The organism is Lelliottia sp. GFLA7 (assembly GCF_056490165.1).
Window position 1 is genome coordinate 153875 of record NZ_JBWLAQ010000002.1, and the last position, 15907, is coordinate 169781.

The 15907-nt window shown below is 54.4% G+C and carries 12 protein-coding genes and 1 pseudogene; 4 read left to right on the top strand and 9 right to left on the bottom strand.

The features are described 5' to 3' along the window. Nucleotides 1-9 precede the first annotated feature (9 nt). The 7 genes and pseudogenes from AC07RN_RS06190 to AC07RN_RS06220 all read right to left on the bottom strand — a co-directional run bounded on the left by AC07RN_RS06190 (nucleotide 10) and on the right by AC07RN_RS06220 (nucleotide 7264). Nucleotides 10-783, bottom strand: coding sequence for an amino acid ABC transporter ATP-binding protein (locus AC07RN_RS06190; protein WP_012017476.1), 774 nt, complete (start codon nucleotides 781-783; stop codon nucleotides 10-12). Beyond that, entirely contained in the window at nucleotides 767-1687 is a 921-nt protein-coding gene (locus AC07RN_RS06195; RefSeq protein WP_012017477.1) for an amino acid ABC transporter permease, read from the bottom strand. The genes AC07RN_RS06190 and AC07RN_RS06195 overlap by 17 nt, the downstream gene beginning before the upstream one ends. Nucleotides 1688-1696: 9 nt before the next feature. After that, a complete protein-coding gene (locus AC07RN_RS06200; protein ID WP_235135674.1) occupies nucleotides 1697-2206 on the bottom strand; it encodes a GNAT family N-acetyltransferase in 510 nt (169 codons plus the stop codon). Between the two features lie 10 nt (nucleotides 2207-2216). After that, nucleotides 2217-4478, bottom strand: a pseudogene (locus AC07RN_RS06205) (NtaA/DmoA family FMN-dependent monooxygenase). 16 nt (nucleotides 4479-4494) lie between these two features. After that, nucleotides 4495-5616, bottom strand: a complete 1122-nt coding sequence (locus AC07RN_RS06210; RefSeq protein ID WP_235135675.1) for an amidohydrolase — start codon at nucleotides 5614-5616, stop codon at nucleotides 4495-4497. Continuing rightward, nucleotides 5613-6614, bottom strand: a complete 1002-nt coding sequence (locus AC07RN_RS06215) for an LLM class flavin-dependent oxidoreductase (RefSeq protein ID WP_478335890.1) — start codon at nucleotides 6612-6614, stop codon at nucleotides 5613-5615. Before AC07RN_RS06215 ends, AC07RN_RS06210 begins: the two co-directional genes overlap by 4 nt. A 110-nt stretch (nucleotides 6615-6724) precedes the next feature. Then, a complete protein-coding gene (locus AC07RN_RS06220; RefSeq protein WP_478335891.1) occupies nucleotides 6725-7264 on the bottom strand; it encodes an AAA family ATPase in 540 nt (179 codons plus the stop codon). A gap of 350 nt (nucleotides 7265-7614) precedes the next feature. Here AC07RN_RS06220 and AC07RN_RS06225 point away from each other — a divergent pair, with 350 nt between their 5' ends. Beyond that, nucleotides 7615-9150 carry a methyl-accepting chemotaxis protein gene (locus AC07RN_RS06225; RefSeq protein ID WP_478335892.1) on the top strand — a complete coding sequence of 512 codons (1536 nt, stop codon included), beginning with the start codon at nucleotides 7615-7617 and terminating at the stop codon, nucleotides 9148-9150. Here AC07RN_RS06225 and AC07RN_RS06230 read toward each other — a convergent pair. Beyond that, nucleotides 9147-9545 (bottom strand): (R)-mandelonitrile lyase, encoded by a 399-nt coding sequence (locus AC07RN_RS06230; protein ID WP_235135677.1) that lies wholly within the window; start codon nucleotides 9543-9545, stop codon nucleotides 9147-9149. The genes AC07RN_RS06225 and AC07RN_RS06230 overlap by 4 nt on opposite strands. 109 nt (nucleotides 9546-9654) lie before the next feature. On the opposite strand from AC07RN_RS06230, the gene AC07RN_RS06235 reads away from it, so the two are divergent. Together AC07RN_RS06235 and ansP are read left to right on the top strand one after the other, a co-directional pair. Next, a complete protein-coding gene (locus AC07RN_RS06235; protein WP_478335893.1) occupies nucleotides 9655-10575 on the top strand; it encodes a LysR family transcriptional regulator in 921 nt (306 codons plus the stop codon). Nucleotides 10576-10870: 295 nt separating this feature from the next. After that, on the top strand, nucleotides 10871-12367 hold the full coding sequence (gene ansP / locus AC07RN_RS06240; protein ID WP_478335894.1) for an L-asparagine permease: 1497 nt from the start codon (nucleotides 10871-10873) through the stop codon (nucleotides 12365-12367). A 64-nt stretch (nucleotides 12368-12431) separates the two neighbouring features. Here the strand turns inward: ansP and yncE are convergent, their stop codons facing one another. Beyond that, nucleotides 12432-13493: a 7-bladed beta-propeller protein YncE gene (gene yncE / locus AC07RN_RS06245; protein WP_478335895.1), complete on the bottom strand. Its 1062-nt coding sequence runs from the start codon at nucleotides 13491-13493 to the stop codon at nucleotides 12432-12434. Nucleotides 13494-13758: 265 nt separating this feature from the next. Between yncE and pqqU the strand changes: the two genes are divergently transcribed. Next, complete coding sequence (pqqU, locus tag AC07RN_RS06250; RefSeq protein WP_478335896.1) at nucleotides 13759-15873, top strand: TonB-dependent receptor PqqU; 2115 nt, start codon at nucleotides 13759-13761, stop codon at nucleotides 15871-15873. Nucleotides 15874-15907 lie beyond the last annotated feature (34 nt).

Consider the following 15907-nt stretch of genomic DNA (forward strand, 5'->3'; position numbering starts at 1 on the left):
ACTCGCTCCTTACAGCACTTTTGACAGGAACTGACGCGTTCGCGCATGCGACGGACGGTTTAACACTTCGTCGCTACTGCCCTGTTCCACGATTTTGCCATCCACCATGAACACAATCTGGTCCGCCACTTCGCGGGCAAAACCTATTTCGTGCGTCACCACAACCAGCGTGGTTCCAGAACGCGCCAGTTTTTTGATCACATCCAGAACCTCGCCCACCAGTTCTGGATCGAGCGCAGACGTTGGCTCATCAAACAGCATGACACGCGGTCGCAGGGCCAGCGCACGCGCAATGGCGATTCGCTGCTGCTGCCCGCCGGATAAATGCCGCGACCACGCATCGGCTTTATCCCGCAGGCCCACCACATCCAGCAGGCTGTAAGCTCGGTCGACGGCAGCTTTACGGCTCAGTTGCTTATGCGCAATCGGCGCTTCAATCAGATTCTCCAGCACCGTCAGATGCGGAAACAGGTTGAAATTCTGGAACACGTACCCGACGTTGACGCGCTGTTTGAGGATCTCTTTCTCTTTCAGCTCGTACAGCTTGTCGCCCTGACGGCGATAGCCAATGTAGTCCCCGTCTATCTGTATAAACCCTTCGTCAACCCGCTCAAGGTGATTAATGGTGCGTAAAAGCGTCGATTTACCGGAACCTGACGGCCCCAGAATGACGGTCACTGAACCCGGCGGGATCTCCAGCGACACATTATCGAGCGCTTTATGACGCCCAAAGAATTTGCTGACGCCTGTTATCGAAATATGTCCTTCAGGAGAGGCTGGCATGGATAGGCTCCTGTGTCGTGGTAACGGAACGGGCGCGGCTGGACGTACGAGATTGATTCACCGCCGAGCGGCGCTCGCTGCGCGCCAGCCCACGTTCAACTATGTGTTGAATGGCCGACAACACGGTGGTGATCACCAGATACCAGACGGCACCCACCATCAGCAACGGGATCACTTCCTGAGTGCGGTTGTAGATCATCTGAATGGTGTAGAAAAGTTCCGGCATCGCCAGGACGTACACCATCGCTGTGCCTTTCGCGAGGCTGATAATTTCGTTGAATCCGGCAGGCAAAATGGTGCGTAGCGCCTGCGGCAGAATGATGCGCAAAGTGCGACGCCATGCGGGTAAGCCCAGCGCAGCCGCCGCTTCGTACTGGCCGTGATCGACGCCTAAAAATCCGCCACGAATAATTTCCGCAGTGTAGGCGCTTTGCACCAGCGTCAGTCCCACAACGGCCGTGGAGAATTGCCCCAGCACGTTGATGGTTTCAAAACTCCCCCACGTGATGCTGGTGAACGGCACGCCGAGCGACAGCGTGTCGTACAGATAGGAGAAGTTATAAAGAATAATCAGCACCACAATCAGCGGCAGCGAACGGAACAACCAGATGTATCCCCATGCCAGGCTACTGAGCAACCACGACGATGAGAGCCGCGCCAGCGCCAGCATGCCGCCGATCACTACGCTCAGCGCGGTGCCGATAAGCGTGAGTAAAAGCGTCTGCCCGACGCCTTCGAGGATCACCGGATCAAAGAACCAGCGTGCAAACACGGCCCATTCCCAGCGCGGATTGAACGCTACCGACTGGACGACGATCGCCAGCACGAACAGTGCCGCAATTGCCCCAACGGTGCGCCACGGATAGCGCGCCGGGACCACTTTGATGGTTTCAACGTTGTTCATCGTCGTTCCTCATGCGGTTTTACTGAACGCTTCGCGTACCAGTGTTTTGGTGAAGCGCAGCCGCCCGTCAAACGGCGGCTGGCTGTACTCTTCCGGATCGCGGTGCAGATCAAACTGGGCCGCGTAGCCCTGACTCAGATACAGCTTCACCGCTTCTGGCTGCCGAAAACCGGTGGTGAGGTAGATCTGGCTGTAGCCCGCCAGCACCGCCCTGCGCTCCAGTTCCTGAACCACGCGAGCGGCCAATCCCTGCTGACGCAGGGATTTGTCGGTCCAGATGCGTTTGATTTCAGCCGTGTGTTCGTCAAAAGGTTTGTATGCACCCGTGGCGATGATCTTGCCGTCCCGCTCCAGGACGATAAACAGCCCCTGCGGCGGGAGATACCACTCGGTCAGTTCCACTTCTGCATCTTTCGAAAAATAGTCGCCGTAGCGGGCGGAGTACTCGCCAAATAACCCGTCAATAATGGGCTGAAGATCGGCATCCTCCGGCGAAACGTCACGAAAAAGCTCGCTCATGTTGACCTCCTTAATCGCCTAGTCCCGCCGGGTTCACTTCTGAACTCGGGATACGTTCCACACCTTCACCCCAGCGGTTCAGCACTTTGTCGTAATCACCGTTTTTGATCACGCCATTGAGTGCCGTTTGCACCGGCTCAGCTAAACCGCTGCCTTTTTTCAGCGTCACGGCAATATGCGCCGCTTTTGGCCACCCGCCGTCCACGCTGCCGACCAGCTTGGTTTTACCCGTCAGCGCCGCTTTCCACGCCCCGATAACGTTCGGACCAAAAAATGCATCGGCGCGGCCAGACTGCAGCGCCAGCGTTTGGGCGGCATCATCTTTGGTATAAACCGGAGTAAACGGTTTGAGGCCCTTCTTCTGATTTTCGGCATCCCATGCCAGCAGGATCGCTTCCTGATTCGTGCCGGAACCGACGATAATACGCAGGCCGGCGATATCTTCAGCCTTCTCAAGCTGCTTGATCGGGCTGGTCGATTTCACGTAAAAACCGAGCGAATCTTTGCGGTAAGTGGCGAAGTCGAACTTCTCTTTACGCTCCTTGGTGACCGTAATATTGCTGATCGCGGCATCATATTTCCCGGACGTCACCCCCAGCGGCCAGTCTTCCCAGGACGTCGGGACGATATTCAGCTCCAGCCCCAGGCTGTCGGCTACCAGACGCGCGATATCGGCTTCGCTGCCTATCAGTGTTTTGTTGTCATCAGCAAAAACGGTCAGTGGCGGCTGACTTAACCCCGCGATGGCCACCGTAAATTTGCCCGGTACGGCAAGATGTAAACCGGCAGGTAACTGCGCGATGGCCTGCGGATTTTTCACCGTATTGACGGGCGTTTTATTGGCTTCGAGGCTCACGCCTGTGCCGTTAATATTCACATTCTCTGCCCAGACGGCAGGCGTAAAGGCCAGCGCGAGCGCCAGAACGAGCGATGATTTTTGCATAGCGGGTGTCTCTTATTGTTGTGTGAACTGATTTTTGGGTTGGTCTAAGCCCAGACTTTCGCGCAGCGTCGTGCCGGGATATTCGGTGCGGAACAGGCCACGCGCCTGCAATACCGGAACGACCTGGTCGACAAAGCGCGGGAATGTGTCTGGTGTGCCGCCCTGAATGATGAACCCGTCAGAGGCGTATTCTGCAAACCACTGCTGCAAACCGTCGGCCACCTCTTCCGGCGTACCGGAAAAACGCGGGCGCGGCGAGGCGGCTTCGAGCGCGACCTGTCGCAGCGTTAAGTTGCGATCGCGTGCGTTACGTTTGATTTCATCGGTGGTACTGCGGAAACTGTTTTGCCCTAAATTCCCGATATCCGGGAACGGTTCATCCAGCGGGTACTGGCTAAAATCGTGGTGTTCGAAATAACGCCCTAAATAATTCAACGCATCATTTATGGATACCAGCGCCGCGGTAGTTTGATATTGCGCCTCCACGTCGTCAGCATCTTTTCCCACAATCACGCTGACGCCCTGGAATATATGTAATTCATCAGCACGACGTCCGTGTAATTCAAGCTGCTCTTTCACGTCGCGATAAAACGCTTTGGCTTCGCCTAACGTTTCGTGGTGGGTAAATATGGCATCAGCATGTTTCGCTGCTAATTTTTTACCGTCGTCGGATGCGCCAGCCTGAAAGACAATCGGACGCCCCTGCGGCGTGCGGCCAATATTTAATGGCCCAGCAACCTGGAAGAAATCACCGTGATGATCCAGCGTGTGTAATTTTTCAGGATTGAAGAACTGACCGCTGTCTTTATTACGCACAAAAGCGTCGCCTTCCCAGGAGTCCCACAGGCCCTTCACCACATCAAGATATTCATCGGCGATGCGATACCGTAGGGCGTGCTCGGGATGCTTTTCGCGCGAGAAGTTCTTTGCTGAGCCCTCCAGCGGCGACGTCACCACGTTCCAGCCCGCGCGGCCATTGCTCAAATGATCGAGGCTGGCGAACTGGCGTGCGACGGTAAAGGGTTCGCTGTAGGACGTCGATAACGTACCGACTAATCCCAGACGCGACGTTAAACTCGCCAGCGCAGATAATACGGTCAGCGGCTCGAAGCGATTAAGAAAATGCGGAATGGATTTTTCATTAATATAAAGTCCATCGGCAACAAATAAGAAATCAAGCTTGCCCTCCTCTGCTTTTAACGCCGTTTCTTTAACGAAATTAAAATTAATACTGGCATCCGCTGTCGCCGCAGGATGACGCCAGGCAGACATATTTCCGGACGCACCATGTAAAATGGTCCCTAGCCGCAATTGTCGTGTTGCAGACATATTCACCTCTTAATCATTAAATGTGATGTAGCGCTTTTTCTGCAAGCTGCGAGAAATAATGTGCCGCGGGTTCGATTAATGCTTCATCAGGATTAAATGCCGGATGATGCAGACCAAATGGACTGGCACTACCAATGCTTACAAACGCGCCGGGAATATGCTGTAAATAGACGGCAAAATCTTCGCCGCCCATGTGCAGGTCCGCGTGCTGTGTTTCGTAGCCGGTTTCCCGCGCAATTGAGGTCGCAAAATCAGCCCAGCGTTCGTCATTCACCAGCGCCGTTGGCCCGGCATACCAGGTGATATCAATTTGGGCATTAAAGGCGCTGGCAAATCCGGCAGCGATTTCACCTACGCGCGCTTTAACATTCTGTTGAACTTCAGTGCGATGGGTACGTAATGTGCCTTCCAGCTCAACGCTTTCTGGCAAGACGTTCCAGGTGTTTCCGCCTTCGATGCGCGTGACGCTCAGCACCACCGAATCCAGGGTGTTGATGTTACGGCTCGCCACGCTTTGCAGCGCCGTTACCAGCTGGCTGGCGAGTACGATCGCGTCCGATCCTTCGTGCGGTCGCGCCGCATGCGCCCCTTTACCGGTGACGCGGAAAACGAATCTGTCGACGTTGGCGTAGAACGGCCCGCCGCGCGTGGCGAATGCGCCAACCGGTAAACCGGGTTCGTTATGCATTCCAAAAATGGCGCTGATGTCCTGCAAGGCCCCCGCGCGCACCAGGCTTTTCGCGCCGCCAAAGTTCTCCTCAGCAGGCTGGAAAAGGATCCGAACCCGTCCCTGAAGATCCGCTTCGCGGGCTTTGAGCTGTAATGCGGCGCCCAGAATCACGCTGGTGTGCACGTCGTGCCCGCAGGCGTGCATCACGCCGGGATTTTGCGAGCTAAATGCGACGCCGCTGCGCTCCTCAATGGGTAGCGCGTCGATATCCGCACGCAGGGCAATGTGCTTACTCCCCTTGCCGATTTCGGCGACAATTCCGGTCTGCAGATCGTAGGGCAAAATATTGATATCAGCCGCCGAGAGCCACTGACGCAGACGTGCGGTGGTTTCAACCTCTTGTCCGGAAAGCTCGGGATGGCGATGCAGTTCCCGACGCCAGTCGATCAGCTGTTTTCCGAGGCTCATACCAGCACCTCCCCGGCGAATTTTGCCTGCGCCAGCAGGCGCAGAGATTGCGTGCGGGCGCTGCCATCCGCGACAGGCGTATCAATGATGAATTCATCGATTCCATAGGTCTGGTGCAGCGTTTCCAGTTGCTCAAGCACCGAATCGGCAGTGCCTTTGATCAACGACTGCGCACGGCGGGCAATGCGTAACGGCTCACTTCCAGCCTGACGGGCAAAAGCATAGGCCTGCTCTTCGCTGGCGACGGTGACGCGCTGCCCGTTGGCCAGCTCAACGCCCCACACTTCGACTTTTTCAGCCAGGACGTCGGCCTGCGCCTGAGTCGGCGCGACAATCGCCTGCACCGCCACAATGGCATGACGGGTGCTGTTTTCACGCCAGGTTTTAAGCACATCGCGCAGAAGATTCGCGTCGCCATTGAGATGCGCGGCAAAGACAAAATCCCAGTTAAGCTGAGCGGCCAGACGCGCACTTTCGACACTCGCGCCCAACAGGAAACGTTCCGCTGGCACGGCGGGCAGCGGTGTCGCCTGCACGGCGTCCTGTTGCGCGTCGGCAACCGGTGAAAGCCAGTGATTCAACTGCGTCAGTTGATCGGCGAACGTGCCCTTTTCTTGTTGATTAAGGCCCTGCTGCAATGCACGCGTTGAAAGCGGCAGTCCGCCGGGGGCTTTACCGACGCCCAAATCCACGCGTCCCGGCGCAATTGAGGCCAGTACGTTGAAATTTTCGGCCACTTTATACGGGCTGTAGTGCTGAAGCATCACGCCACCGGAACCGACGCGAATACGTTTTGTCTGCCCCAGGATCCAGGCAATCAGCAGCTCAGGGGACGGGCTGGCGAGTTGAGCGGTATTGTGGTGTTCGGCAATCCAGAAGCGGTGAAATCCGAGCGCTTCTGCCTGTTTCGCCAGACTTAACGTGCGCGCCAGCGCATCGGCAGGCGTTTCATTCACCGCGACGGGGCTTTTATCCAGAATGCTGATTCGCCAGGACATGTTGTGTTCTCGTTTGACTTAACATGTCGTCATTATTAAGGGGGGATTTCACCTCTGAGAAACAATTAATTTACATTTGGTTTGCCAAAAATCAGAAATACAAAGCCACGCTAAAGGGATGACTTCACTTCTGTGATGAGTTTTTCGGCGTCCTGACGTGATGTGATGCGCACAAAACGGATGTGTGCGTACTTTGGGTTTTCCATATCAGCGATATAACGTACGCGATTGCTGCGCCAGGTTTTGATCGTCCACAGCAGCACCGACTCGCGGTTAAAGAACGAGCGGCGGAAACTTTCACGATTGCCCGTGCCAGGCCACAACTCCTGTTGCGACGAGGCACGCCTTGCCGCGCGCGATACCGCCTGCCATAGCGTGCGAGCAAAACCGTAATCCACCCACACAATGATATCGATCTCACGCCACTTCACCGCTCGCGTACGGTTATAGTTGCCATCCAGCACCCAGTCGGGCGAGGTGCTGAGCGCGGTTTCCAGTTTAATCAGAAACTGATCGTCCGGTGTACCCTGCCAGTCAGGGCGCCAGTACAAGGTGTCCATTTCGATATAGGGAAGGGATAATTCAGCGGCGAGCTGCCTGGCTAACGTTGTTTTTCCGCTGCCGCTGGTACCGATAAGATTGATTTTCACAAGAATGACCGAGGGAGTTCAGAAAGTGTACTGAACTATCATAACGTTTTATGAATGTTAATGAAACGTCACGTCGGTAAGCCATTTTTTGGCGCGCATTCATAAATACCTGCTTATTTGGCTTAAGGGGAGCATTTCATTTGCCATTTAAAATAGGTAATTCATTTGTTTGCAATTTCATTACATAAGAGAACTTTAATAGATAAAATATATTTAATTTAGGTTCTTTCTTGTTCACCCCATTCTGTGGAAGAATGCGCAGGCCGTAATAAACACAACAATAACTTTTGTCTTGCCTGAACATTTTTCGGGCGGCTTTTTATATTCTTGACATCACCATGGAGTTTTTCATGAGAAATAACACTCCTGTTACACAAAGCGAGTATTTGCTTAACGAAGAATCGACGCTTATGTCGACCACCAATACACACAGTCATATTACCTACGCTAACTCTGCCTTTATTGAAGCCAGCGGTTATAAAGAAGAACATCTTATTGGTGAACCGCACAACGTGATTCGCCATCCCGATATGCCGCCTGAGGCATTTGGTGACATGTGGTTTACCTTAAAGCAGGGCCAGAGCTGGACGGGGCTTGTCAAAAACCGTAGGGGTAACGGCGATCATTACTGGGTTCGCGCCAACGTGACACCGGTATACCAGAACGATACGCTCACCGGCTACATTTCGGTACGTAATATTCCACCCCGTACAGAGATAGAAGCCAGTGAACGTCTTTACGAACGTGTGCGTAATAATGAATTAAACGGTCATCGTTTCTTTAAAGGGTTGGTTGTTCGCCGGGGTTTATTTTCATTCCTTTCACTTTTTAAAAAACTCAGCACGGCAAAAAGAGTGAACTATGGGATTGGAATGACTGCCCTTTTATCATTACTAATCATTTTTATCTCCCCCGAAAGGATAATGCAAAGCGGCGGACTTGTTGCGCTCTTTTTATTGCTTGGGATTTATCTTAATACGCAGATCAGTCGTCCTGTCAAAACGATAGTTCGTCAAATGCAACATGTCGTTTCCGGGCGTAAAACGGATTATTACCATTTTGATCGCGTCGATGAAATTGGCATGATGATGCGTCTGGTGAATCAATCAGGTTTAAATTTGCGCTCGCTTGTGGATGACGTCGGAACGCAAATCGCCGGGATAAGTACGATCAGTCAGCAGGTCGCGAAAGAAGGCGCATCTTTACAGGCGCGTTCAGAAGAGACGGCGGATGATCTGCAGCAAACGGCCGCCGCCGTGGAAGAGATTGCCAGCGCCGTTCAGCAAACCGCCCAAACCGCAGGCGAAGCCATTTTAATGGCGGATCGTACCAGCGCCAGCGCGCACAGCGGCGAAACGGCCATGAAGCAAACTATCGGCATGATGCAGTCGGTGTCGAAAGACAACAGTCAGATTGTCGACATCATTGGGGTTATCGATCGTATCGCCTTCCAGACCAATATCCTGGCCCTTAATGCCGCGGTAGAAGCCGCGCGCGCAGGCGAAGCTGGACGCGGGTTTGCGGTAGTCGCTGCCGAAGTCCGTAATCTGGCGCAGCATTCCGCCTCAGCGGCCAAAGAGATCAAAACGCTCATCGAGAAAAACGTTGCCAGCGTGAACGCAGGTGTGAATATGGTGGAACAAACCGAAACGCATCTCACGGCGATGATCGGCAATGTGCTGCAAGTGACGTCGCTTATCAAAGAGATCGGTCACGCCACGCAGGAACAGACACTGGCGTTGACGCTCATCAACGAGTCGATTTCCCGTATTGGCACGATGACTCATAACAATACGGGCATGGTGGATAATGTGACAAACGCAGCGAATCACCTGACGCATCGCACCACGCGTCTGCAACAGGCGATTGCGGTCTTCGGCGGTTAACGACCCTGGTACTCTTCGTCAGTCACTTTTTCCAGCCAGTCCACCGGGCTGCCGTTAACGGATTCGGCGATGGCGATGTGCGTCATCGCGGTCTGTGAGCTGGCCCCGTGCCAGTGTTTCACCTCGGGGGGTATCCAGGCGATATCCCCCTGATTCAGCACCTGCGCCTCTTTCCCCCACTCCTGCAACCAGCCTCGCCCTTGCGTCACGATCAGCGTTTGTCCCAGCGGATGGGTGTGCCACGCCGTGCGTGCGCCCGGCTCAAACGTCACCGTCGCACCGCCCACAGCCGCAGGTTCCGTGGCCTGAAACGGGGCATCGATGCGCACCGTTCCGCTAAACCAGGCCTCAGGCCCGCGAACTGACGGTAACGATCCACTGCGTATAATTTTCATGTTGCCTCCTGTCTGGATAGTGCGTTAACAGTAGCGCAAAGACAGGCGCAGCATTAGAGAGCATAATCAGAAAGGAACCATGAATTGAATTCATAAATGGAGTGGCAAGATGCTCAAAGACAATTTCAACGATTTGCTGTCGTTTATGGTGGTCGCCCGGGAGCGCAGTTTCACCCGCGCCGCCGCCCAGCTTGGTGTTTCGCAGTCCGCGCTTAGCCACGCAATGCGTAATCTTGAAGCCCGTCTGGACGTGCGGTTGCTTACGCGCACCACCCGCAGCGTCGTGCCTACCGAAGCGGGCGAGCAGCTCCTGGTGCGCTTAACCCCGCATTTAGTGGAAATCGAACAAGAGCTGACGGCGCTGCGAGACAGGCGTGACCGCCCCGCCGGCAATATTCGTATCAGCGCTGGCGAACACGCCATGTCAGCCGTTCTGTGGCCAGTGCTGAAACCCTTTATGGCGCACTATCCCGACATCAATATCGAAGTGACGGTGGATAACGGCCTCACGGATATTGTGGACGGCCGGTTTGATGCCGGTGTGCGCTTAGGGGAACAGATCGCCAAAGATATGGTTGCGGTGCGTATCGCCCCGGATATGCGGATGGCTGTCGTCGGATCAGCCGCCTATTTCGCTCATTATGGCGTACCGCAAACGCCTGAAGCACTGGAAAATCATCGCTGCATCAATATGCGTCTGCCGACTCTTGGCGGCTTGTACGCCTGGGAATTTGAACAAGCCGGGCGTGAAATGCGCGTGCGTGTGGACGGTCAGTTGACGTTAAACAGTCTGCCGCAACGCCTGGATGCGGCCGTTGCCGGATTGGGTTTGGCCTATGTTCCGCAAGACACCGTCGTCGATCTGGTGGCAGACGGGCAACTGGTACGGGTGCTGGAATCATGGTGCCCGTCGTTCGAGGGTTATCATCTCTACTACCCCAGCCGTCGTCAGCACACGACGGCGTTTACTTTGCTGGTTGAGGCACTGCGAAACGAAAACGCACAGTGGTCAACTATTAAGCACAACTGATGGATGAATTTCCCCTCAACCGGTTTCTTCGTCTGAAATGTACTCATAATTCAGTACGTTGTTTACCTCTTCTGCTCTGACCACACGATTTCCTTCGACTTGCATCACTTTCAGCCTGGTAATATTTTGCCTCGCTTATCGATTGCGGGTAGGATGCTTCGCCATGTTTTGCCTTATCCATACGCAGAATGACTGGAAAGGCGGCATGTGCCAGTGCAGAAGCAATCGTTTGGTTCGCAGACTGCCAGCGTACGGACATCCCTAAGATGATTCAGACAGGTAAACAGGTAACTCAATGAAAACAAGCAATAAAAACGCAGCCGACCATCACGCTGCGAAACGTCGCTGGTTGAACTCTCACGAAGAGGGATATCACAAAGCCATGGGCAACCGTCAGGTGCAGATGATTGCTATCGGCGGTGCTATCGGTACAGGGTTGTTTTTGGGTGCAGGCGCACGTCTGCAGATGGCGGGGCCTGCTCTCGCACTGGTCTATCTGGTGTGCGGAATTTTCTCTTTCTTCATTCTTCGTGCGCTCGGCGAGCTGGTGTTACACCGCCCGTCCAGCGGCAGTTTTGTCTCCTATGCGCGTGAGTTTTTGGGCGAAAAAGCCGCTTACGTCGCGGGCTGGATGTATTTCGTTAACTGGGCGATGACCGGGATAGTCGATATCACCGCTGTTGCCCTTTATATGCACTACTGGGGCGCGTTTGGTGACGTGCCGCAATGGGTCTTTGCCCTTGGCGCGCTGGCGATCGTCGGCACCATGAACATGATCGGCGTAAAGTGGTTCGCCGAAATGGAGTTCTGGTTTGCGCTGGTAAAAGTGCTGGCAATTGTCATTTTCCTGGTGGTCGGTACGGTGTTCCTCGGCAGCGGAAAACCGCTCGACGGCAATGCGACCGGCTTCCATTTAATCACCGATAACGGCGGATTCTTCCCCCACGGCCTGCTGCCTGCGTTGGTGCTGGTTCAGGGCGTGGTCTTTGCCTTTGCGTCCATCGAACTGGTCGGTACCGCTGCGGGAGAATGTAAAGATCCGCAGACCATGGTGCCAAAAGCGATTAACAGCGTGATCTGGCGTATCGGCCTGTTCTATGTTGGATCCGTGGTGCTGCTGGTTCTGCTGCTGCCGTGGAATGCCTATCAGGCGGGGCAAAGTCCGTTCGTGACATTCTTCTCGAAGCTTGGCGTGCCCTACGTCGGCAGCATTATGAACATTGTTGTGCTGACCGCCGCGCTCTCCAGCCTGAACTCGGGTCTCTATTCTACAGGACGCATTTTGCGCTCCATGTCGATGGGCGGCTCAGCACCTAAATTCATGTCGAAAATGAGCAAGCAGCAGGTGCCTTACGCGGGCATTCTGGCGACGCTGGTCGTTTATGTTTTCGGCGTGTTCCTGAACTATCTGGTTCCTTCTCAGGTGTTCGAGATCGTGTTGAACGTGGCGGCCATCGGGATTATTGCCTCCTGGGCCTTTATCGTGGTGTGCCAGATGCGTCTGCGCAAAGCCATTAAAGAAGGCAAAACCGCTGACGTGGCCTTCAAGATGCCAGGCGCGCCTGTCACTTCCTGGCTGACGCTGCTGTTCCTGTTCAGTGTTCTGGTGCTGATGGCGTTCGACTATCCGAACGGCACCTATACCATTGCGACCATCCCGCTGCTGGCAGTGCTGCTGATCATTGGCTGGTTTGGCGTGCGTAAGCGCGTGAATGAGATCCACAGCACTGCGCCGGTGATGGTCGAAGATGACCAACACGACGGCCCACTGGTTGAAGAAACGTCGCGTTAAGCGTTAAACAAGCCATAAAAAAGGGAAGGCATCTGCCTTCCCTTTTCTTTTACAGCTAGCGCGATTACAGCACGATGCGAATCACATCGTCAGGCTGAGTGGCTTCTTGCTGACGGGTCGATTTCTGCTTCACCGTCACGTACAGCGTTTTGCCATCCGGTGACAGCGCCAGGCTGTTTGGGAACACCGGCGTATCAAGAGTTTTGATGACTTTATAGGTTTTGGTGTCGATGATACTGACTTTACCGGCTTCGCGGTGAGTCACATACGCTTCGTTACGCGTTGGGTTAAACAGCACGGCCAGCGACACTGGTGCGGCGATTTTTGCCAGCACGCTACCATCTTTCAGGTTAACCACCAGCACTTCCGGCTGCTTTGAATCCGTCAGAAACGCACGTTGCCCTGCGGTATCCAGGCTCAGGTTCAGGTAAAAATGCTCTTTCCCGTCGTCCTGCACTTTTTTACGGCTCACGACTTTGTGAGTGGCGGTGTCGATCGTAATCAGTTCGCCGTCGGCATTGGTGGTGTATAACCGTTTTGCCTGCGCATCCAGCACCAGACCGGTACTGTATGTTCCGGTATTGGTGATGGTGTCTTTCAGTTTCAGCGTTTCACCATCAATCACCCAAATCACGCTCTCTTTGCCCACCCCGGTGATGTACACGGTATTAGTGGTGTCATCCGCCACCAGCTCGCGTGGCTGGAGAGGCTTAACGGTTTCGGTACGCTTACGATCGTCCAGCACCAGACGGCCTTTCACTTCACCCGTTTTGGCATCAATCGCCGTGACGGCGCTGTTGGTCGTATTGCCAAGCCACAGCGTTTGCGTCTTGCTGTTGATGGTTGCGCCGAAAGGTTTCAGATCGTTATGGATCGCCTGCGTCACGTCGAGCGTGACGGGATCAAGACGATACACCACACCACCTTTGTCCGTTTTACGGCTTTGCGTGGTGGCCACCCACAGGGCATTTTCCTGCTGGCTCATGGCCATTTCGTATGCGCCCTTGCCAACCGCTTTGCGCAGCATCTCTTCTGCAGCATGAACATTGAACGAACCCGCGATCAGTAAAGAACCTAACAGCAGTGAACCACGCAGACGCGGCGAGCACAGATGAGGTAATGACATGACGACTCCCTTTGATAAAAAATGTGTAATGCCGACAGTGCTTCCTTGAGACGAAGTCATCGCTTCGTCATGTTTATTGTTGAGAATAGTAATCATTATTCCCGTGAATGTGGAGTCATTGTTTCCTGTTTCGCTCTCCGCCCTCTTTTTATCTACACTTCCATTAACGCAATGTGCTGTTAAAGTTTTCATAATGTTTACAAAAGATTTACCATACGCACATGTGTTCCATTTGGTTCGTCACTTTCTCAACTGGCTTTTATTCATGAAAATCATTTCCGCCCGGCAGGCAACGCTCTCCCTATTATGGGTTCCGATCGTCCTGGCCCCCGCAGTTGCGCTCGCCGCACAAGAACAAACGATGATCGTCAGCGCGACTCCGCAGACCGTTTCTGAACTGTATACCCCGGCCGCCATCAACGTGGTCAACGGGGACGACATGCGTCAGGCCGCACCGCGCATTAACCTTTCGGAATCACTCGGCAGCGTGCCCGGCTTACAAATTCAAAATCGTCAGAATTACGCTCAGGATTTACAGCTTTCGATGCGCGGATTTGGGGCGCGTTCGACCTTTGGCGTGCGCGGTATCCGTATGTATGTGGACGGTATTCCGGCCACCATGCCGGACGGCCAGGGGCAGACGTCTAATATCGATCTTTCCAGTATTGAGAGCGTCGAAGTACTGCGCGGTCCGTTTTCGGCGCTGTACGGAAACGCCTCGGGCGGCGTGATTAACATCGCCACTCAGACGGGTCAGCAACCGCCAACGATTGAAGCCAGCAGCTATTACGGCAGCTACGGCACCTGGCGTTACGGTATGAAAGCGACGGGTGCGATGGGCGATGGTACCCACGCCGGCGACGTGGATTACACGGTGTCGACAACGCGTTTCACCACCAAAGGCTATCGCGATCACAGCGGCGCGCGCAAAAATCTCGCCAACGCGAAACTCGGCGTGCGCGTTGATGATGCCAGCAAGCTGACGCTTATCTTTAACAGCGTGGACATGAAAGCCAACGATCCGGGCGGTCTGGATTATCAGGAGTGGCGTGACAATCCGCGTCAGTCGCCGCGCGGCGATCAGTACAACACGCGCAAAACCATCAAACAAACGCAGGCAGGTTTGCGCTATGACCGCCAGCTAAGCGAGCAGGACGATCTCAGCGTGATGGCCTATGCAGGCGAGCGCGAAATGACGCAGTATCAGTCGATCCCTTATCAGCCGCAGCTTCGCCCTACCCACTCCGGCGGCGTAATCGACATGCAGCGTCACTATCAGGGTATCGATACCCGCTGGACGCACCGCGGTGAACTGCTGGTTCCCGTAACGGTCACGACCGGTCTTAATTACGAAAACATGCGCGAAGATCGTCGCGGCTACGAAAACTTTGTTATGCGTGACGGCGTTCCGGATTACGGTGTGAAGGGCGATAAACGCCGCGACGAACGTAATCTGATGTGGAATGTGGATCCGTATCTGCAAACCAGCTGGCAGCTCACGCAAAAACTGTCCCTGGACGCGGGCGTGCGCTACAGCTCGGTGTGGTTCGATTCAAACGATCGTTACGTGCAAGGCGCAAACGGCGATGACAGCGGCGAGGCGAGCTATCACAAATGGCTCCCGGCCGGATCGCTCAAATATTCTGTAACCGACGCGTGGAATCTATATGCTGCAGCGGGACGCGGATTTGAAACGCCGACCATCAACGAACTGTCGTATCGTTCCGGTAACCAGAGCGGCCTGAATTTTGCGCTAAAACCGTCAACCAATAATACGTACGAAGTGGGCAGTAAAACGCGCGTGGGGAACGGTTTGCTGACGGCTGCGTTATTCCGTACCGATACTGACGACGAAATCGTGGTTGATGCCAGTTCTGGCGGGCGCACCAGCTATAAAAATGCCGGGAAAACGCGCCGTCAGGGCGTGGAAGTGTCTCTCGATCAGCAGTTTGCCGAGAACTGGAAGCTGAAAATGGCCTGGACCTATCTTGATGCCACCTATCGCACCAACGTCTGTTCTGACGGCGATTGCAATGGCAACCGCATGCCGGGGATCGCGCGCAATATGGGCTATGCGTCATTTGGCTGGCAGCCGGAAGAAGGCTGGTACGCCGGGTCTGATATCCGTTATATGAGTGACATTATGGCGGATGACGAAAACAGTGCCAAAGCCCCTTCGTATACGCTTGTTGGCCTGAATACCGGATACAAATTCAATTACGGCAATTGGGGAATGGACGTCTTTGGGCGCGTCGATAATCTGTTCGACAAAGAATATGTCGGATCGGTCATCGTCAATGAGTCTAATGGCCGCTATTACGAACCGGCTCCAGGCCGAAACTACGGCGTCGGGATGTCTGTTTCATACCGCTTTGAGTAATTAAAAACCCCGGCAACGCTGTGTTGCCGGGGGA

What these genes read in the sequence shown, in the direction of transcription:
- AC07RN_RS06200 (WP_235135674.1), bottom strand. Translation starts at nt 2,206, where the DNA reads ATGAGCGAGCTTTTTCGTGACGTTTCGCCGGAGGATGCCGATCTTCAG.
- pqqU (WP_478335896.1), top strand. Translation starts at nt 13,759, where the DNA reads ATGAAAATCATTTCCGCCCGGCAGGCAACGCTCTCCCTATTATGGGTT.
- AC07RN_RS06235 (WP_478335893.1), top strand. Translation starts at nt 9,655, where the DNA reads ATGCTCAAAGACAATTTCAACGATTTGCTGTCGTTTATGGTGGTCGCC.
- ansP (WP_478335894.1), top strand. Translation starts at nt 10,871, where the DNA reads ATGAAAACAAGCAATAAAAACGCAGCCGACCATCACGCTGCGAAACGT.
- AC07RN_RS06195 (WP_012017477.1), bottom strand. Translation starts at nt 1,687, where the DNA reads ATGAACAACGTTGAAACCATCAAAGTGGTCCCGGCGCGCTATCCGTGG.
- AC07RN_RS06225 (WP_478335892.1), top strand. Translation starts at nt 7,615, where the DNA reads ATGAGAAATAACACTCCTGTTACACAAAGCGAGTATTTGCTTAACGAA.
- AC07RN_RS06210 (WP_235135675.1), bottom strand. Translation starts at nt 5,616, where the DNA reads ATGAGCCTCGGAAAACAGCTGATCGACTGGCGTCGGGAACTGCATCGC.
- AC07RN_RS06215 (WP_478335890.1), bottom strand. Translation starts at nt 6,614, where the DNA reads ATGTCCTGGCGAATCAGCATTCTGGATAAAAGCCCCGTCGCGGTGAAT.
- yncE (WP_478335895.1), bottom strand. Translation starts at nt 13,493, where the DNA reads ATGTCATTACCTCATCTGTGCTCGCCGCGTCTGCGTGGTTCACTGCTG.
- AC07RN_RS06230 (WP_235135677.1), bottom strand. Translation starts at nt 9,545, where the DNA reads ATGAAAATTATACGCAGTGGATCGTTACCGTCAGTTCGCGGGCCTGAG.
- AC07RN_RS06190 (WP_012017476.1), bottom strand. Translation starts at nt 783, where the DNA reads ATGCCAGCCTCTCCTGAAGGACATATTTCGATAACAGGCGTCAGCAAA.